This is a genomic window from Baaleninema simplex PCC 7105, from assembly GCF_000332355.1.
GTDB classification, from domain to species: domain Bacteria; phylum Cyanobacteriota; class Cyanobacteriia; order Cyanobacteriales; family Geitlerinemataceae; genus Baaleninema; species Baaleninema simplex.
Genome location: NZ_KB235958.1, coordinates 2,171,278 through 2,187,001, shown reverse-complemented (window position 1 = coordinate 2,187,001; position 15,724 = coordinate 2,171,278). Strand labels below are relative to the sequence as shown.

The window sequence follows — 15,724 nt, the reverse complement described above, 5'->3', positions numbered from 1 at the left end:
CTCAAGATGAGTTCTCTGATGGGGTTAACCCAGTAAGGTCACGGAAAGAACATCCGTTAATAGGCGTTAGGTGGAAGTGCAGTAATGTATGAAGCCGAGGCGTACTAACAGACCGAGCACTTGACCTCGTTTGAGGTTTCGACTCTCTCGAGCTTTATTGAGATGACTGTGCAGTCTTGAAGGTTTTTCAGCACTTTCCTGGTGCTTCGAGCGAAGTGGACCCACTCCGACCCATCCCGAACTCGGTTGTGAAACGCTTCAGCGGCGAAAATACTTGGGGGGTTGCCCCCTGGGAAGATAGCTCAGTGCCAGGTTAATTTTTTACAAGAAACCTCCTCAGACCTTGAGGGGGTTTCTTTTTGGTTCGGTTTCAAGCACTCTTCACGCCCAGAGACACTGAGGACACAGAGAGAGACTTGGAGAGACTTGTCGGGTTAGGCAAAACCTTAGGCAAAACCAGTATCGGATTCTGTATGATTCAATCGTCGGCACTTCACTTTTTGAACAAACAACCGGGTTTCTTTGAGAGATTTCTCCCAAGAAGCCCGGTTGTTCATTATTTTCATTAATTGGGAATTTCGGGGATTTCAATGCGTTTGATACGCGAAGTTTCTCCCGATCGAATCGTCACCTGAGACTTACGAACCCCAAACCGCTTCGCCAACAACTTCACCAATTCCTTATTCGCTTTCCCGTCGATTGGAGGCGATTGTAAGCGAACCGTAAAACTACCGTCATCTTCAACGATAATCGACTGTTGCTTAGAATTGGGTTTGACTTTAACGGTCACAATCATGAGATTACTCGTTACTAGGAGGATTGAGTGGGAGTTCGGCGCGAACCATCGACTCGCCTAAAATTCGTTCGATGTGGAATCCTAACCGCTCGCAAATGCGTTGCATTGCGCCGTTGTCCGAGAGGATTTCTGCAAAGATGAGCTTGAACCCTTCGGCCCGTCCGATTTCGATGAGGCGGCGCAATAACTCTGTTCCCAATCCTTGATATTGGAATCGATCGACCACTAACATCGAAAACTCTGCTTCGCGAATGCGTTTCTTGCGGGCGGTCAGACGGGCGATCGCCACAATATGATGCTCTTTAGTTTTCGGATCTTTATAATCCGCCACCAGTGCCATGTCGCGATCGTAATCGATAAAACACAAGCGAGACAGTCGCTCGTGAGCGACGCGCCGACTCAACTTAAACATATGAGCGTAGCGCAAATACACGCTTTCGTCCGAAATCTCCTCGTGATACTTCGCCACCATCGGCTCGTCTTCTGGGCGAATCGGACGAATCGTTAAAGGAATGCCTTTTTGCGTCGTCCAGGGTTCGACGTACTGCATCGGATAAGGACGAATGGCCGGTTTCGGCAGCGTGTCAATGTCTGTATCCGGCGGATGCAGTACCACACGGGCGTCGAGGGCGACAATCCTTTGAGAGTTCACTAGCAGCGGGTTGATGTCGATTTCCTTAATCCAGGGTTGCTCGACCACCAAATGGGAGAAGCGCACGAGTAACTGTTGCAACGCTTCCAAATCTACCGGGTCGCGGCCGCGAATGCCTTTGAGGGCTTTGTAAATCTTCGTGTTTTCCATCAACCGCCGCGCCAAGGTGGTGTTCAACGGCGGAAGTCCTAAAGCTCGATCGCGGAACACTTCCACGAGTTGACCCCCCGTCCCGAACAACAACACCGGGCCGAACTGCGCGTCTAAACTACTGCCGATAATCAACTCGTACCCGTCGAGTTTCAACATCGGCTGAACCGTCACCCCTTGGAAGTCGTCAGACGAGTGCAGTTCGCTGACACGGGTATAAATGCGATCGAACGCTTTTTCTACGGCTTCGGCGTCGTTGAGGTTTAACTGCACCCCACCCACATCGCTTTTATGGGTAATCGTTTCCGAAAGCAGCTTCAACACGACCGGATAGCCGATATCCTCCGCCGCTGCGATCGCCTCTTCAACGGTTTTCGCCATGCGCGTGTCTACCGTGGGAATGCCGTAACTGGCCAGTAGTTGCTTCGACTCGTACTCCGTCAGCAGCGATCGATCGTGAGCGTGAGCGGCGTCGATAAATTCCTTGACGCGATCGCGCTTCGTCGCTATTTCCTCGTCCTCGTCCCCAGTCAAAGCTGGTGTTTCGTAGAGACTCTTCAAGTTGCGGCTGTACTGCCACATATAGTTAAACATCCGCACCGCCGTATCTGGATAAGGAAACGTGGGAATGTTCGCCTGATTGAGAATGTTCGCCCCGGTGGCCACTTCCGCTCCACCCATCCAACTGGCAAAAATCGGTTTCTTGTAGGTGCGTTCGAGGCCGTGAGGTTTCAACTGTTCGGCGGTGCGCGTCGGGTCGGTCATGGCTTGCGGCGTCAGCATTATCAACAACCCGTCACTGTTGGGGTCTTTAGCCGCCACGTCTAACGACTGGGCGTAACGTTCTGGGTCGGCATCTCCCAAAATATCGATGGGGTTGCCGTGGCTCCACTGGGACGGCAAAATCTCGTCTAACGCCTTTATCGTCTCTGGCGACAGTTCGGCCAGTTGTCCGCCTTCTGTAATCAACGTATCGGTGGTGAGAACCCCCGGACCTCCGGCGTTGGTGAGAATTGTCAAACGCTGGCCTTTGGGACGGGGCTGCTTGGCCAGCAATCCCGCCATGTAAAACAGGTGCGCCAGGTGATACACCCGCAACACCCCCGATCGCCGGAAGGAGGCGTCGAGGACTTCGTCGCTACCCGCTAACGCCCCGGTGTGGGAGGCGGCGGCTTGGGCAGCGGCTTCAGTGCGTCCGGCTTTAATGACGACGATAGGTTTGGTCAGAGCGACTTCTCGGGCTGCGGAAAGGAACGATCGCGGATCGCCGATCGATTCCATGTACATGACGATGCTTTCAGTACGGGGATCGTCGCCGAGATAGTAAATGAGGTCGCCCCAGTCTACATCCAGCATCGAGCCGATGGAGACAAAGGCACTAAAGCCCACGTTCGCCTGAAAACTCCAGTCGAGAATCGAGGTACAGAGCGCGCCGCTTTGACTGATAAAGCCCACGTTCCCCGGACGCGCCATCGTTCCGGCAAAGGTAGCGTTAATCCCCGTCAGCGGACTCATCACGCCCAAACAATTGGGACCGATAATCCGCATTTTGCCTCGGCTGGCTTCGAGGATTTGTCGTTCGAGTTCGACCCCTTCGGGGCCGATTTCTTTAAAACCTGCTGAGAGAATAATGGCTCCTTTAACACCCGCTTCGACGCATTGGCGAACGACGTTGGGAACGCCGGGGGCAGGAATGGCGATGACGGCGAGATCGACGGCTTCGGGAACCGATCCGATTTCGGGATAAGCTTTAATTCCCAGAACGCTCGGACGCTTGGGGTTTACGGGAAAGACTGTCCCGCCAAAAGGATGGCTGACGAGGTTCCACAAGACCGTGCGTCCGACGCTGTTAGGTTTTTCGGTCGCGCCGATGACGGCGACGGTTTTGGGCGAAAAAATCGCACTCAGGGGATCGGGTCTGTAATGAAGTACGTCGTGAGCTGGGTCGGCTTTTGGTGGGGTTGCTCGAATCATCGACCGCTCCTTCAAAATTTAAGACTGCTAGGGGGTTAGCTACAGTGTATCGTTGCCCGCCTCTCGATCGAGGTAAATTTCAACTTAGCTTTACCTTCGCTAACTGTAATATCGAAAATCAGCTTTTCTTGAAAACCATTTCAAGCGATCGCTGTCTAAAAAAAAACTTTTTTTAACCCAAAATTAACGAATTTGTGATAGAGCTAACAATAATATTGCAGCACTTGTGGCATGGGTTTGGGGTTAAACTTCAATAGTGTCACGTTTGCAAGTGGAGCAGCTTTTCACTATATGTTCGATCCTCGTTTGAGGAAAAATGTTGTTGTAGCTTCATCGAGGCTCGTACAATCTCTCTTTCATATTCAATCTGAGAGTGCATTAGCTGAAAGATTGACACGATGTCCGATTGCAGACAAGTTGTATCGCTTAACTAAACACGGCGATCGCACTTGAAGATAACCCGTGCATTTCTCTAAATTTATTATATTTTTGGCAAGCAGTTTTGCCGTTTTGACTCGACGATCGTCCGATTGACTCGATCGAAAGTTTCTGACGAATGGCATTGATGAGGTGGATACGGTCGGACGGGTCGAGTTGTTGAAGCCAGAGTGGGATTTTTGGGAGAGTGCCAAAGTGTATCCAGAATACACGAGTTGAAGCTTCTCTAAGTTAAATTGAGATTAGCCCGAAATTAACCGGGTCTTGCTGTCGTTTCCCCATACAACGCCGTGACTCGTCACGATCGCCCGATCCTCTCTATTCGCCACGCTCGAGAACGCGATCTCAACGCGATCGTCGCGATTTATAACGCCGCCATCCCCGGCCGGAAAGCGACCGCCGACCTCGAACCCGTATCGGTCGAAAGTCGCCGTCCTTGGTTTCGCAGCCACGTTCCCAACCGCTATCCGTTGTGGGTCACCGAACGAGACCGTCGCGTCGTCGCCTGGTTGAGCGTTCGCCGTTTTTACGGCCGTCCGGCTTACGCCGCCACCGCCGAACTTGGAATTTATGTCGATCCAGACTACCAACATCAAGGAATCGGCTCGCAATTGCTCGATTTAGCCGTTCGCGAAGGCCCCAAACTCCACTTAAAAACTGTTTTAGCATTTGTTTTCGCCCACAACACGCCGAGCCTGCGCTTGTTCGAGCAGTTCGGGTTTGGCGAGTGGGGCTATCTTCCCTGTGTCGCCGAACTCGATGGCGTATTGCGGGATTTGGTAATTTTGGGAAAACGACTTTGACCGACGATCGCCATTCTATAAATGGTTCGAGAGTTCGCGATCGCGCCAGATTTGCCTTACTATCGAGATCGAGTATTACGCGAAATACGAGCGATGGAAGCCATCGAACAGGGACTGTTAGAAATCGTCAACCTGTCGAGGCTGGCGTTAGAAGCTGTTTCCGTACTGTGCGTTTTGTTAGGATTCATCGCAACATTGCGGTTGTTCTTTCGGTATCGACAGCAGGTTTATGACGTTCTATTTTTGAAAACTCGATTGTGCTTCGGGTCTTGGTTGGCGATGGCGTTAGAGTTTCAACTCGGGGCTGACATTCTGGCCACGACCGTCGCTCCATCCTTTGAAGCTTTGGGGAGACTCGGGGCGATCGCTGTCATTCGGACGTTTCTAAACTATTTTCTCAACCAAGAACTCGAAGCCGAAGCCGACCGCCAAGCTAAACGGAAACAGCCCTCCGAGGGAGGGGCGAGCGAAACCTGAACGTCGGACTCAACGATATCAGCTCGTTTGCACGACCGAACGTCCGATCTTCCGAACCGTTCTGGCGAGATCGAGTCAGAGAAAATCGAAGGTATACCGTTCGATCGCCGCGAGTCTGTGGATAACTCACCCCGTTTTTCCACAGTTTTTCCACAGGGGATGTGGATGAAGAAACCCTCAATCGAACAGAGGTTTGAGAGGTTTTCCACAGTTTCCACAGGAACGTTGTTAAAGATAAGATTAAAAAAAGATTAAACAACGATCGCGCAATCCAACCCCGACGAGATCGATGGCGATCGCTACTGTTCTCCTACCATTTTTGCCAACGTTACCGTCGAGGGTTTGGCGTCTGTCGTTTGCGGGCGATCGAGAAGTGCCAAGGGAAGTTTGGTATTTTCAGCCCAGCTTTCTCGGGAAAACCGAAAAGGTTTTTGACTCGAGCTGACCGTGTTTCAGCTCAGCCGTTCTCTCGGGGCTTTTCACCTTCTCGATCGGCAGCTTCTTCTCGATCTTGTTGCTCCAACATCTGCTGTTGTTCCTCGACGGCTTGGTGATGGGAGCGTTCGCCGATTGACATACTCCCCGCGAGTCACGCGACGGGGATTCTGGGGTCAAGCAGCAACAGCAGGCGTAGCCCGTCTTACATCGCCTAACCCACAGGTTGATGCCCCAACCTGTTTGATATTGATAGCAGCATTTTCATCCCGGTCATTCTCTGACCCGCAAGAGGGACACCGCCACCGTCGGACACTTAAATCCAACTCATCCAGGACATGACCACAGCAGGAACAGGTTTTACTGGAGGGGAACCATCGATCGATATAAAAGACCGACTTCCCCTTCTTCTGCGCCACCCATTCCAGAATCGACAGAAATGTTCGGAACCCCAGGTCTGATACCTTCCTCCCCCATAGCCGTTGCATCCCTTTCAGGTTCAACGTCTCAAAATAGAGAACATCAAACTGGTCAGTCAACCGATGAGCCAATTTCCAGAACCAGTCTTCTCGCTTGTGGGAGATGTCCTCATGGCGGCGGGCCAGATTCTTTCGGGCACGTTCCCGGTTGTTCGACCCCTTCTGTTTCCTGGACAGTTCCCGGTTAGCCTTCTGAATCTCGTTGAGAGACTGCTTGAAGAACAACGGTGCATCAATGTTGAAGCCTTCAGATGTGGAGAGGAATTGCTTCAGTCCAAAATCAAAGCCAGCGGTCTTACCCGTCTCGACTTTAATGACTGACTCAGAAGCGGTTTCCACCGTGACGAACATGAACATCTCCCCCAGGGGTGTGTGTTTGATGGTCACGGTTTTCACCTTGCCCTCAATATCTCTGGACTTCCCGAACTGATACACCCGGTCGCCTTGTGGTTGTAGAACTTGAACTTTAGCGTCTTCATGTTAGTATTTCAACACGAGTGACGGCAAAATGACGGCATAAAAAACTGACAGTTAGATGCTCTGAGGACGAGTACGATTGGCTTGTTGAACACTGCGAAAAAAACAAGCAGGACTCAAAACGATGTATTGCGAGAGTTGATTCGCAAACTAAAGAAAAGCCGCCCTAGAAGGCTTGCCCTGAGCTAAGTCGAAGGGGCGGGGCTTTAGACCCAAAATCATGGGTCAAAACTAACGTTTTAACCCAAACTTTGAGCTGAAACCGGATTTTTTTCGTTCGGTTCGACTTCAGTAGAGGCGATCGCAATACGTTCGATACCTCGTAAAATTTCGCGATGGAAATTCTGGCGAATTTGAGGGTTTAAATAGCGTCCTTGCAACACTTGCCACCGTTGCCAAGACTCGAAACGGGTTTGTTCGAGCAATTCTGCAAATTTCGGCGTTTCTCGCTTCAAATCGCAGTGAAAAACTTTGCTGAGAAACTCACCCATCACGCAACTATCTTGAATGTTACCCAGCACCTCCTGAAGTTCCCTCATGTCTTCAAGATAGGTTTGATAGGTGGGGCCGTAAAGGTCGGCGAAGGAATTCATCAAATAGCGAACTCGTTTGGCTTGCTTGCGAAGCTCGTGTAAAATGTAACCTTCGTTGGCAATAATGGCTTCGACTTCTGCACTACTTAAGGTCGGACGACGGCCGTTGTCCGGGGTTTTTGAGAAACCAACCCACCACCCCGGATCGAGAAGAACACGGCTGATACTGGGAAGTAAAATATCGGGGAGAACGTCGCCGACCGCCATTTGAGAATAGACGCGGTACTGAGGTCGATCGAGCCATTTAGTGACGGCTTTCTTGAATTTTTGATACTTTTTCCCCTTGAGGAGTTCGCGCACTTCCGCTAAAGCAGCTTTTCGCTGTTCGGTTAGGGTCGCGATCGCCGGTTCGATTTTCGATCGCTCTTTCTTCGGTAAATTTGGCTGGTATCGTTCGACTAACGCTTCCTGCATTACATCGATATCTCGCAGTTTTCCCAGCGTCCGAGAAATTTTACCGATCGGTTTATTTTGTGCGGCTTTTGGGAGTTCGATGGCGGCCTCGAAACCCGTCACGTCCGATCGCAACCGTCGCATTCCCACGCGCATCTGGTGTAAGGCTTCGGGATCGCGATCTTTGAGAACGTCAGATTCGTATTTGAGCGTTCGTTGGACGTGCTTTTTAACTGCATCGTAGGCGCGATCGCCTAAAAGTTGTTGTAAGTCTGGCTGCTGTGCGGTCATGTATTGCTACCACCTCCAATCGTTAGGGTGTTGTGGAGATGTCGCACCCAATGGTTAACATCTCGATCTTGACAGATAGATCTTCAGTTTAACGAATCTCTTAACTTTTTGTTAACCTCACACCTCGTTCGTCGCGTGGTTCGACGATCGCAGGGGACGAGTTTATAAGTTTAAGGAAGAGACCCCCCAAAGGCTTGACGGATGCAATCGATCTCCGTCAACGTTAAGTGACGCGATCTGACCGATAAAAACAGAGAGGAGAGGAGCGATCGCCGATGAAAGCGATTTTGTTCGATTTAGACGGAACTTTGGTCGATACTGACGTTCGCCATTTTGCTATTTGGCAAGATATCTTGCGAGAATTGGGCATCGAGATCGATCGTGAATTCTATCAAACTCGCATCAGCGGCCGCGAAAATCAAGCGATCGTGCGCGATGTTCTAGCAAGACTTCCATTTGAAGAAGGGTTGAAAATTGCAGAAGCCAAAGAAGCGCGATTTCGTGAGGATGGCGTCACGCTCGATCGCCTGCCGGGACTCGATCGCCTGCTAGAGTGGATCGAAGCGCGATCGCTCGTCACTGCCGTCGTTACTAACGCACCGCGTTCCAACGCCGAGTTTATGTTGGCTGCGTTAAATCTCAGCAACCGTTTCGATACTGTGGTTCTCGCCGAAGACGCCGCGTTTGGAAAACCCGATCCCGCTCCCTATCAGCTTGCCTTAGAGCGGCTTTCGCTATCCCCTAACGAGGCGATCGTCTTTGAAGATACCCCTTCGGGAATCCGCAGTGCAGTCGCTGCCGGTTTAACGACCGTCGGAATGGCAACTACCCACGATCTTCAAGGTTTAATCGATGTCGGTGCGGCGTTCGCGATCGCAGATTTTAGCGAGTCTCGGTTGTGGGATTGGCTAGCAGAAAACTTCGAGGCGATCGCGTCTTGAATTCTAGAAACTTAACTGAACTTCAACGATTTTTGGGATAAATTCTGTCGGTTTTAACTTTTTTTGGATCGACTTCAGCGAGCGAACGCGGCTCGTGTTAATTTTTCGATCTAAAAAACCTGTCGATTTCTTTAAAAAAACGGAGTTTTACAGCGACGAATTCATTCGAGTGTTACCTTAGAGAGATAGGGCTTAATATTTTTAAGTTCCTCAACCTAAGAAAAACGCAATATCAACAAACAATGGCTTACTTCGTTCCCTGGCTTCATATGCACCAACCGCCCATTTGGTACGACAACTGCCAAATGGGAAATCTCGAAAAAATGCTAAGCGGCGATCGCAATTCCGAAGAAGGCTGGAACGCCCAATGGTTTGCCCAAGCCTATAAAAATCCAGCTCGATACGCCAAACAACTCAGTCAAGACGGATATCGCCCGCGAATGATGGTGGACTATTCCGGCGTGTTGTTAGAAGAACTGGCGTACTTGTCGGATAACGGAACCTTTGCCAACCTTCACGTCGATGGCGAACCCATCGGAGACGTTATCGAGTTGTGGCGTCAGGTTTTAGAAGACTATCCCGAGGCGATCGAATTTGCAGGAACCGCCTACAGCCATTGTTACTTTCCCGCCACTCCCGAACGGGATTGGGAAGCGCAAATCCTGGCTTGGAAACAGATTTTTGGCAATTTGTTCGGCGAAGCGGCGTTGAAGCACGTCAAAGGCTTTTGGCTGCCCGAAATGGGCATGACTGGAGAGCCGCAACAGGCGATAAAATTGGTGCGAACCCTCAAACGCTGCGGTTACGAGTGGCTGATTCTCCCCACTTCCGCCTTAGAAATGCCCGAGGGATGGACGACACCGGAACTCGAAAACCGCGTTCATGAGTTAGAAATTACCGCCGACGGCGAAACCGAACGGATACTGTGCGTTGTCAGAGATACCGAAATGGGAATTCGCCAACAAAGCGGACATAACGCTGATGGCTGTTTGAACGACATTCGCTATCGATCGCACGTGTTTTCTGAAAAAGGAATTTTAACCTCACCGTTAATCGTTCCGACTTCTGACGGTGAAAACGGAAACGTGATGATGTTCGAGTATTTCCGAAATACCTTCGTTCCTTTAGTGCATCAAGTGTCCGCACTTCCCGACATTGAGATGGCAACAGTCAGCGAATATATTACGAAATATCCCCCGGACAATGCTACGCCAGTTCGTTTGAAACCGACAGGGGGATCGTGGATTGGCGGCCATCAAAGTTGGAACGAGGGCGATCGCCGTCAGGGAATTTTACGAGAAATCGACGAACTCAGCCAACAGGTGGCGGCGTTAGACTCGTCGGAGTTAGAGACTTCAGAACTCGAGGAAATTCAGCGATTGTTGTTGGTGTGCGAAACCAGTTGTTTCGTGTATTGGAACGCCGAATTTTGGTTCGAGCAAGCCGATCTGTTTTTGGGGAAATTGCGAGGGCGTCTAAAACAGCTACAGCCGCGCGAAGTTGGGTTAAGATAGACAATCTGAACGATTGAGTCCGAATAGGGTTGAATTTGGCTGAATCCAAAGGCAACTCGATCGCCCGTTCCCATGAGTCCCCATACCTCCGACGATTGGTTAAACGTCGCAAGAGAAAGGCTTGTCGATGCCGATCGCCTGCAACACAATCGCCCGTACTCTGTTGCCAGCGTTTATTTAGCGGGCTACGCTGTTGAATGTACGCTCAAAGCGTTACTGCAAAAACAGAGAAAGCCTTTTCCCAGCAACGGTTCAGCCGGACACAATCTTCGGAATTTATGGCGAGCTTGTGGGTTTCAGTTAAACGATTTGCGAGATTCTCGGGGCGATCGCACGTTTTATATTGATGTTTGGGATACGAGTTTGCGCTATGAAACCGAACTCCCGCAACATTTAGGATTAAAAACAGAGGGTTTGATACAAGGTGCGAAAAGCCTTTGCAGCTTTCTTCAAACCCAGATGCGTCGAAAAGGTTCGCGAAGGAAATAATCTCACAGCGATCGAAGGTTTGAGATAGATGGGTATCCAGCAGAAGATTCCGACGGTATGAATCGAGATGACATTAAAACTCGTCTTAAAGCCAATCTCGAGGCGGCCAATTGCGCGATCGAGGAGATTCGCGTGCAACCCGATCCGTTTTCCGGTTGGCGAATTGTCGTGATTTCTCCCAACTTTGCCGATCGCTCCAATATCGAGCGTCGTCAAATTGCCTTAAAAGGACTCGAAACCCTGGAAATCGAATGGCTCGACGTACTAACGCCAGAAGAGCGAGAGTGGGCGGGTAAACTGCCCACGGACAGCGATCTCGAGGATTTACCCCTGTGGCCCGAAGCCTTAGCGCGAGGTCAAAACATTCCCAAAACCGTCGTCTTCCCCTCCGATCTCGACGACGATCTCGAACCTCCCATCGTTGCCACGTTTTACTCGTTGCGGGGGGGCGTCGGTCGATCGACGGCTTTAGCCTACACCGCGCAAATTTTAGCGCGGCGGGGTCGCACCGTTCTCTGTGTCGATCTCGATTTAGAAGCGCCGGGTTTAGCGGCGTTGTTCGGACGAGAAGCCGAAATTCAACCGGGACAGGGGGTGTTACCGTCTTTGGTGGCGCTCGATCGCGGCGAAGATCCCGATCTGCAATCTCAAATTTTGCGTCTGTCGGAATTAGACGAGTTATATTGTCTCCCGGCGGGAAAACCCGATGCCAATTACGCTCGCTTGTTGAATTTCATCGATCCGGCGGCGTGGTATCGCGAAGACAGCAACCCTTTACGGGAACTGCTCGATCGCCTCAGTTCGAGTTTGTCGTTCAAACCCGAAATCGTCCTCTTCGACGCGCGAACTGGAATTACACCGCTAAACGCGCCGTTATTGTTCGACCTCGCCGACGTGGCGATCGTCACTTTTTTTCCCCATCCTCAAGCCCAAACGGGTACAGAAGCCCTCGTTCGCGCCTTACTCGCCTCGCGAACCCGCCGTACTGGGAATTTGGCTCCCGAACCGCGTTTTATCGTATCACCCATTCCCGCCAGCAAAGCGCCGGAAGTGGTCGAACGGTATCAACACCGAGCGATCGAATGGATTAGCCAATGGCTCGATCGCCTTACCGAACAACGGCCGGATGCTCCCGCGATCGACGAAACCGAAATTACCCACTTTGTCTCCTATCGCGATGTTATCGCCACCTCCGACGGCGTTTCGGGAGATCGCGATCTTTGGAAGGATTACGAAGCGATCGCCGAGTGGATCGAGTTTTTCTTGCCAACTCGCAGCGAACAACAGCTCGCACGTCTGTCGAAACAGTTAAACTTACCCCAGCTCAAACCGCAAATTCTCGAAGAGTTAAATTTTTCAAGCGGAACGGCCGAACATCAACAAAATTTTCTAGAAACCTTTGTTCCGACTGACATTATCAACCGCGCCCTGCGTCCTGAAATTCCGTTAATTCGTGGTCGTAAAGGGAGTGGGAAAACAGCGATTTTTCGTCGAATTACAGAAGACGATCGACGCTCCCGCGTTGTAGTGATGTCTCCCAATCCCCTGAAAGACGATCGGTTTTGGATTCTTACGCCAGAAGGATTTAAAGAAATCGATCGCGACCTTCAAAAACTCTCTAAAAGCTGGCGAGATTTCTGGCTGCTTGAAATTTGCATTTCTTGTTATTCAAGCCTCAATAATTTTCTGAAGAAAAACAGACAAAGTATTTTGGGAGATCGCCTCAATAAATTGCCACAAGAAACTGTTTTTAGTGAATTAGATTTCATTCAATACGTCTCCGAGTTGCTATCCCTCGATCGCCTGGGATTGTTGGCTCAAGACTGGCTTCAAAAACTCGATTGTCAACTGAGTAACAATACTCTACTGTTGTTTGATGGGTTAGACACCAGCTTTGGCAATGGAGACGCCGCCAGAAAACGACGAACTCAGGCGATCGAAGCCTTACTTTCTCTCGTCATTGAATTTGGTGACAGCCTGCAAAATTTACGGTTTAAAATATTACTGCGAGAAGATATTTGGCGACAATTAAAGTTTGGCAATAAAAGTCATTTTTTCGGGCGTTCGATTGTTTTAACCTGGTCGAATCGTACCGACTTTTTCAAAATTGCCATCAAACAAGCCGTGCGATCGAATACATTTAAAAATCTCGTGCGATCGACGCTCGAAGATACCTCAATTTTCACGAACACTTCTCTTGAAAATATCGACTATTGGTCAGAAGAACAAGTCAAACAGGTTTGGAATCTTTTGGTTGGCGAACGGATGCGAGGCGGGAAATCGGCATTTACTCAAAACTGGGTTTGGAATCGCTTAACGGATGCTAACGAAGAGCGCAGCCCTCGTTTTTTACTGCGTCTTTTCCAAGAAGCCAAAGAATGGGAAACTAGAGAATATACCCAAGAATCTCAAAATCAGTCCAAAGAACCGAATCATAAAACCCTCATTCGTCCCCGTGCTTTGAGCGAATCGTTACCCAAAGTATCAGAAGCCGCGCTGAGTGCGTTAATTCAAGAAGAATTCACGGAACTCGAACCGTTAACCGATCGCCTCAAATCGATCGGTCGATCGCCCGTCGAAGCCGGAGAATTGAAGGATTTAGAAGAACAAGTGAATTTAGCCCGCGAAGTCGGTTTACTGTCAGTCTACGAAGAAATTGACGGTCGAGTTCAGCGATATAAAGTTCCCGATTTATACCGTCTTGGGCTTAGGATGACGAGATCGGGACAAGCGTAATCGATCGCCCCCAACCGCTAAACCCAACAGCCCAACGTCATCCCCAACAGCAACAGAAACCCAATCCAGACGTTCTGTCCGAAGAGTTCCCCGTAAGCCGAACGGGGTAAATCGTCGTGTCGCAACCGCCACACCTGCCAAGTCCAACCGCCAAACGCCGCCGCTAACGCTACCCAGAAACTCCATCCCAAACCCATCGCGACGCCGACAGCGGCCAAACAAGCGACCGTTCCCGCAAAAAAGACAGCGATCGCCCCTACCACAGCATCCCCAAAAAACAGGGCGCTCGAATTAATACCAATCTTGCGATCGTCCTCGCGATCGGACATCGCATAAATCGTATCGAAGCCCAGCGTCCACAACACCGTCGCCCCCCACAACCACCACGTCGCCGGTTGCAAATTTCCCGTGACCGCACTCCAGCTAATCAACACCGCAAATCCCCAGGCGATGGACAGAACCAACTGAGGCACCGGAAACACCCGTTTCGCCGCCGGATACAGCAAAATGACCGGAACGGCGGCCACGCACAATGCGAAGGTAAACGGATTGAGATACCACGCCAGTCCCGCCGCACAGAATAGCGTCAAAACTCCTACCGCGATGCCTGTCTTGACTGACAAGGCGCGAGAGGCCAGAGGACGGCTTTTCGTGCGTTCGACTTGCGGGTCGATATCGCGATCCCAGAGGTCGTTGGCGACACATCCAGCGCCGCTGGTGGCCAGCGTTCCCAAAACGATAACGCCAATCAGGGGAATAGGAGGCGTTCCCCGCGCTGCCAAAACCACCGCCCAGAGTGCGGGAAGCATCAAAATCAGGCGTCCGGCAGGTTTGTCCCACCGCAGCAGACGCAAAATAATTTTCCAAGTGGGTTCGGATTGCGGTTGTGTCAGCATAGCTGAGGATATCGCCGAGAACGTCGCGAACGGAACGGGGAAATCTTGTCGAAACGGGCGTTCCAACTCGATCGCCTTTTTATTCAAAATAACAGAATTCGATCGGAGGTCTCGATTATTCGTCGTTGCGCGTGGCTCCCGTGAAGTCTGCCCCTTGGGTTTTCGCTAAACTCAAATCGGCGTCGAACAGGTTGGCGTTGTTGAGCTTAGCTTCCATCAAGTTCGCTTTGACGAGGTTCGCTTCGAGTAAGTTCGCTTCCCGTAAATCTGCCCCCCGCAAGTCGGCGCGACTCAAATCCGTTCGGGATAAATTTGCCCGAGACAGTTTTGCTTTCTGAAGTCTAGCTTGAGAGAGGCGGGCGCTCGAAATTGTCGCGCTCGATAGATCCGCCCCCCGCAAGTCCGCTTCGTTTAATTCTACGTTGACCAGGGTTGCAAAGCTCAGATTCGTCCATTTCAGACGCGCTTGGGTGAGTTTTACACCCCGCAGGTTCGTTCGCGCTAGGTTCGCTCCCATTAAATCCGCCCGCGTCAAATCAGCGTAGCTCAGGTCGATATCTCGCAAATCCGCATAACGCAGGTTCGCCCCGCGCAGGTTAACCGGATCGTACATTCGACGTTCGTAACGCAGGTTTGCCCCCCGCAAACAAGCTCCGCGCAGATCGGCACCGCTGAGGTTGGCGTTTCGTAAATCCGCCCCACACAAATTCGCATCTAAGAGAACGGTGAGGCTGAGATCGGCTCGCCGCAAGTCAGCCCGTTGTAAGATCGCTCCGTGAAGGTCGGCGTCTCGCAGGTGAGCGTTACGAAGATCGGCTTGTTTGAGGTTGGCTCCAGCCAGTTTGCTTTGAATGAGGTTGGCTCCGTCGAATTTACTGCGACTGAGGTAAGCAAACGCAAAGTTAACGCCTTGTAAGTTCGCTCCGCTCAAATGAATTCCCATCAACTCCGCGCAGCTAAGATTGGCGTTGCATAAATTGACGCTTTTAAAATCTGTTTTTCCAGTGTTATAGCAGTCTAAAACTTCACGCGCGTCCATTGTATAGCAACCCTAAATCAGTTGTGTAACAAAATTGAGACAAAAAGGGAATCGGGGGTCTTCGGAGTTTGTGGTTATAAATGTATAGCATGATACAAAAAATTGAAGATTCGAGAGCCAAAACCCTTGAAATCTCGTGAAGTTAGTTTTT

At 50.7% G+C, this 15,724-nt stretch carries 12 protein-coding genes and 1 rRNA gene; 7 read left to right on the top strand and 6 right to left on the bottom strand.

Translation table 11 applies throughout. The annotated features are described in order from the left end of the window. Nucleotides 1–197 precede the first annotated feature (197 nt). Nucleotides 198–314: ribosomal RNA gene (rrf, locus tag GEI7105_RS0111810) — 5S ribosomal RNA — on the top strand. Nucleotides 315–565: 251 nt separating this feature from the next. Here the strand turns inward: rrf and GEI7105_RS0111805 are convergent. After that, nucleotides 566–796, bottom strand: coding sequence for a DUF167 domain-containing protein (locus GEI7105_RS0111805; protein WP_017660664.1), 231 nt, complete (start codon nucleotides 794–796; stop codon nucleotides 566–568). A 4-nt stretch (nucleotides 797–800) separates the two neighbouring features. Then, nucleotides 801–3,572 carry a bifunctional acetate--CoA ligase family protein/GNAT family N-acetyltransferase gene (locus GEI7105_RS0111800; RefSeq protein ID WP_017660663.1) on the bottom strand — a complete coding sequence of 924 codons (2,772 nt, stop codon included), beginning with the start codon at nucleotides 3,570–3,572 and terminating at the stop codon, nucleotides 801–803. A gap of 728 nt (nucleotides 3,573–4,300) precedes the next feature. On the opposite strand from GEI7105_RS0111800, the gene GEI7105_RS0111790 reads away from it, so the two are divergent. Next, on the top strand, nucleotides 4,301–4,813 hold the full coding sequence (locus tag GEI7105_RS0111790; protein ID WP_017660662.1) for a GNAT family N-acetyltransferase: 513 nt from the start codon (nucleotides 4,301–4,303) through the stop codon (nucleotides 4,811–4,813). Between the two features lie 21 nt (nucleotides 4,814–4,834). Further along, nucleotides 4,835–5,290, top strand: coding sequence for a DUF1622 domain-containing protein (locus GEI7105_RS0111785; protein ID WP_017660661.1), 456 nt, complete (start codon nucleotides 4,835–4,837; stop codon nucleotides 5,288–5,290). Between the two features lie 611 nt (nucleotides 5,291–5,901). On the opposite strand, the gene GEI7105_RS0111775 is transcribed toward GEI7105_RS0111785, so the two are convergent. Both GEI7105_RS0111775 and GEI7105_RS0111770 read right to left on the bottom strand, forming a co-directional pair. Continuing rightward, entirely contained in the window at nucleotides 5,902–6,639 is a 738-nt protein-coding gene (locus tag GEI7105_RS0111775) for an RNA-guided endonuclease InsQ/TnpB family protein (RefSeq protein ID WP_017660659.1), read from the bottom strand. A gap of 281 nt (nucleotides 6,640–6,920) precedes the next feature. Further along, the gene (locus GEI7105_RS0111770) at nucleotides 6,921–7,958 is read right to left on the bottom strand and encodes a CHAD domain-containing protein (protein ID WP_017660658.1); all 1,038 of its coding nucleotides are present in this window, start codon (nucleotides 7,956–7,958) and stop codon (nucleotides 6,921–6,923) included. Between the two features lie 275 nt (nucleotides 7,959–8,233). Between GEI7105_RS0111770 and GEI7105_RS0111765 the strand changes: the two genes are divergently transcribed. From GEI7105_RS0111765 to GEI7105_RS0111745, 4 genes are all read left to right on the top strand, one after another. Then, nucleotides 8,234–8,899: an HAD family hydrolase gene (locus tag GEI7105_RS0111765; protein WP_017660657.1), complete on the top strand. Its 666-nt coding sequence runs from the start codon at nucleotides 8,234–8,236 to the stop codon at nucleotides 8,897–8,899. 242 nt (nucleotides 8,900–9,141) lie between these two features. Further along, the gene (locus GEI7105_RS0111755; RefSeq protein ID WP_017660656.1) at nucleotides 9,142–10,413 is read left to right on the top strand and encodes a polysaccharide deacetylase family protein; all 1,272 of its coding nucleotides are present in this window, start codon (nucleotides 9,142–9,144) and stop codon (nucleotides 10,411–10,413) included. Nucleotides 10,414–10,485: 72 nt separating this feature from the next. After that, nucleotides 10,486–10,902, top strand: a complete 417-nt coding sequence (locus tag GEI7105_RS0111750) for a HEPN domain-containing protein (protein WP_017660655.1) — start codon at nucleotides 10,486–10,488, stop codon at nucleotides 10,900–10,902. A gap of 57 nt (nucleotides 10,903–10,959) precedes the next feature. Continuing rightward, on the top strand, nucleotides 10,960–13,638 hold the full coding sequence (locus GEI7105_RS0111745; protein WP_017660654.1) for a P-loop ATPase, Sll1717 family: 2,679 nt from the start codon (nucleotides 10,960–10,962) through the stop codon (nucleotides 13,636–13,638). A 17-nt stretch (nucleotides 13,639–13,655) separates the two neighbouring features. Here GEI7105_RS0111745 and GEI7105_RS0111740 read toward each other — a convergent pair whose 3' ends face one another. After that, a complete protein-coding gene (locus GEI7105_RS0111740) occupies nucleotides 13,656–14,534 on the bottom strand; it encodes a 4-hydroxybenzoate solanesyltransferase (protein WP_026097600.1) in 879 nt (292 codons plus the stop codon). Nucleotides 14,535–14,649: 115 nt separating this feature from the next. Further along, nucleotides 14,650–15,573, bottom strand: a complete 924-nt coding sequence (locus tag GEI7105_RS0111735; RefSeq protein WP_017660652.1) for a pentapeptide repeat-containing protein — start codon at nucleotides 15,571–15,573, stop codon at nucleotides 14,650–14,652. Nucleotides 15,574–15,724 lie beyond the last annotated feature (151 nt).

Bases quoted from the DNA above. Each gene is read 5' to 3' on its own strand.
- GEI7105_RS0111805 (WP_017660664.1), bottom strand. From the start codon at position 796: ATGATTGTGACCGTTAAAGTCAAACCCAATTCTAAGCAACAGTCGATT.
- GEI7105_RS0111800 (WP_017660663.1), bottom strand. From the start codon at position 3,572: ATGATTCGAGCAACCCCACCAAAAGCCGACCCAGCTCACGACGTACTT.
- GEI7105_RS0111785 (WP_017660661.1), top strand. From the start codon at position 4,835: ATGGTTCGAGAGTTCGCGATCGCGCCAGATTTGCCTTACTATCGAGAT.
- GEI7105_RS0111770 (WP_017660658.1), bottom strand. From the start codon at position 7,958: ATGACCGCACAGCAGCCAGACTTACAACAACTTTTAGGCGATCGCGCC.
- GEI7105_RS0111765 (WP_017660657.1), top strand. From the start codon at position 8,234: ATGAAAGCGATTTTGTTCGATTTAGACGGAACTTTGGTCGATACTGAC.
- GEI7105_RS0111755 (WP_017660656.1), top strand. From the start codon at position 9,142: ATGGCTTACTTCGTTCCCTGGCTTCATATGCACCAACCGCCCATTTGG.
- GEI7105_RS0111750 (WP_017660655.1), top strand. From the start codon at position 10,486: ATGAGTCCCCATACCTCCGACGATTGGTTAAACGTCGCAAGAGAAAGG.
- GEI7105_RS0111745 (WP_017660654.1), top strand. From the start codon at position 10,960: ATGAATCGAGATGACATTAAAACTCGTCTTAAAGCCAATCTCGAGGCG.
- GEI7105_RS0111740 (WP_026097600.1), bottom strand. From the start codon at position 14,534: ATGCTGACACAACCGCAATCCGAACCCACTTGGAAAATTATTTTGCGT.
- GEI7105_RS0111735 (WP_017660652.1), bottom strand. From the start codon at position 15,573: ATGGACGCGCGTGAAGTTTTAGACTGCTATAACACTGGAAAAACAGAT.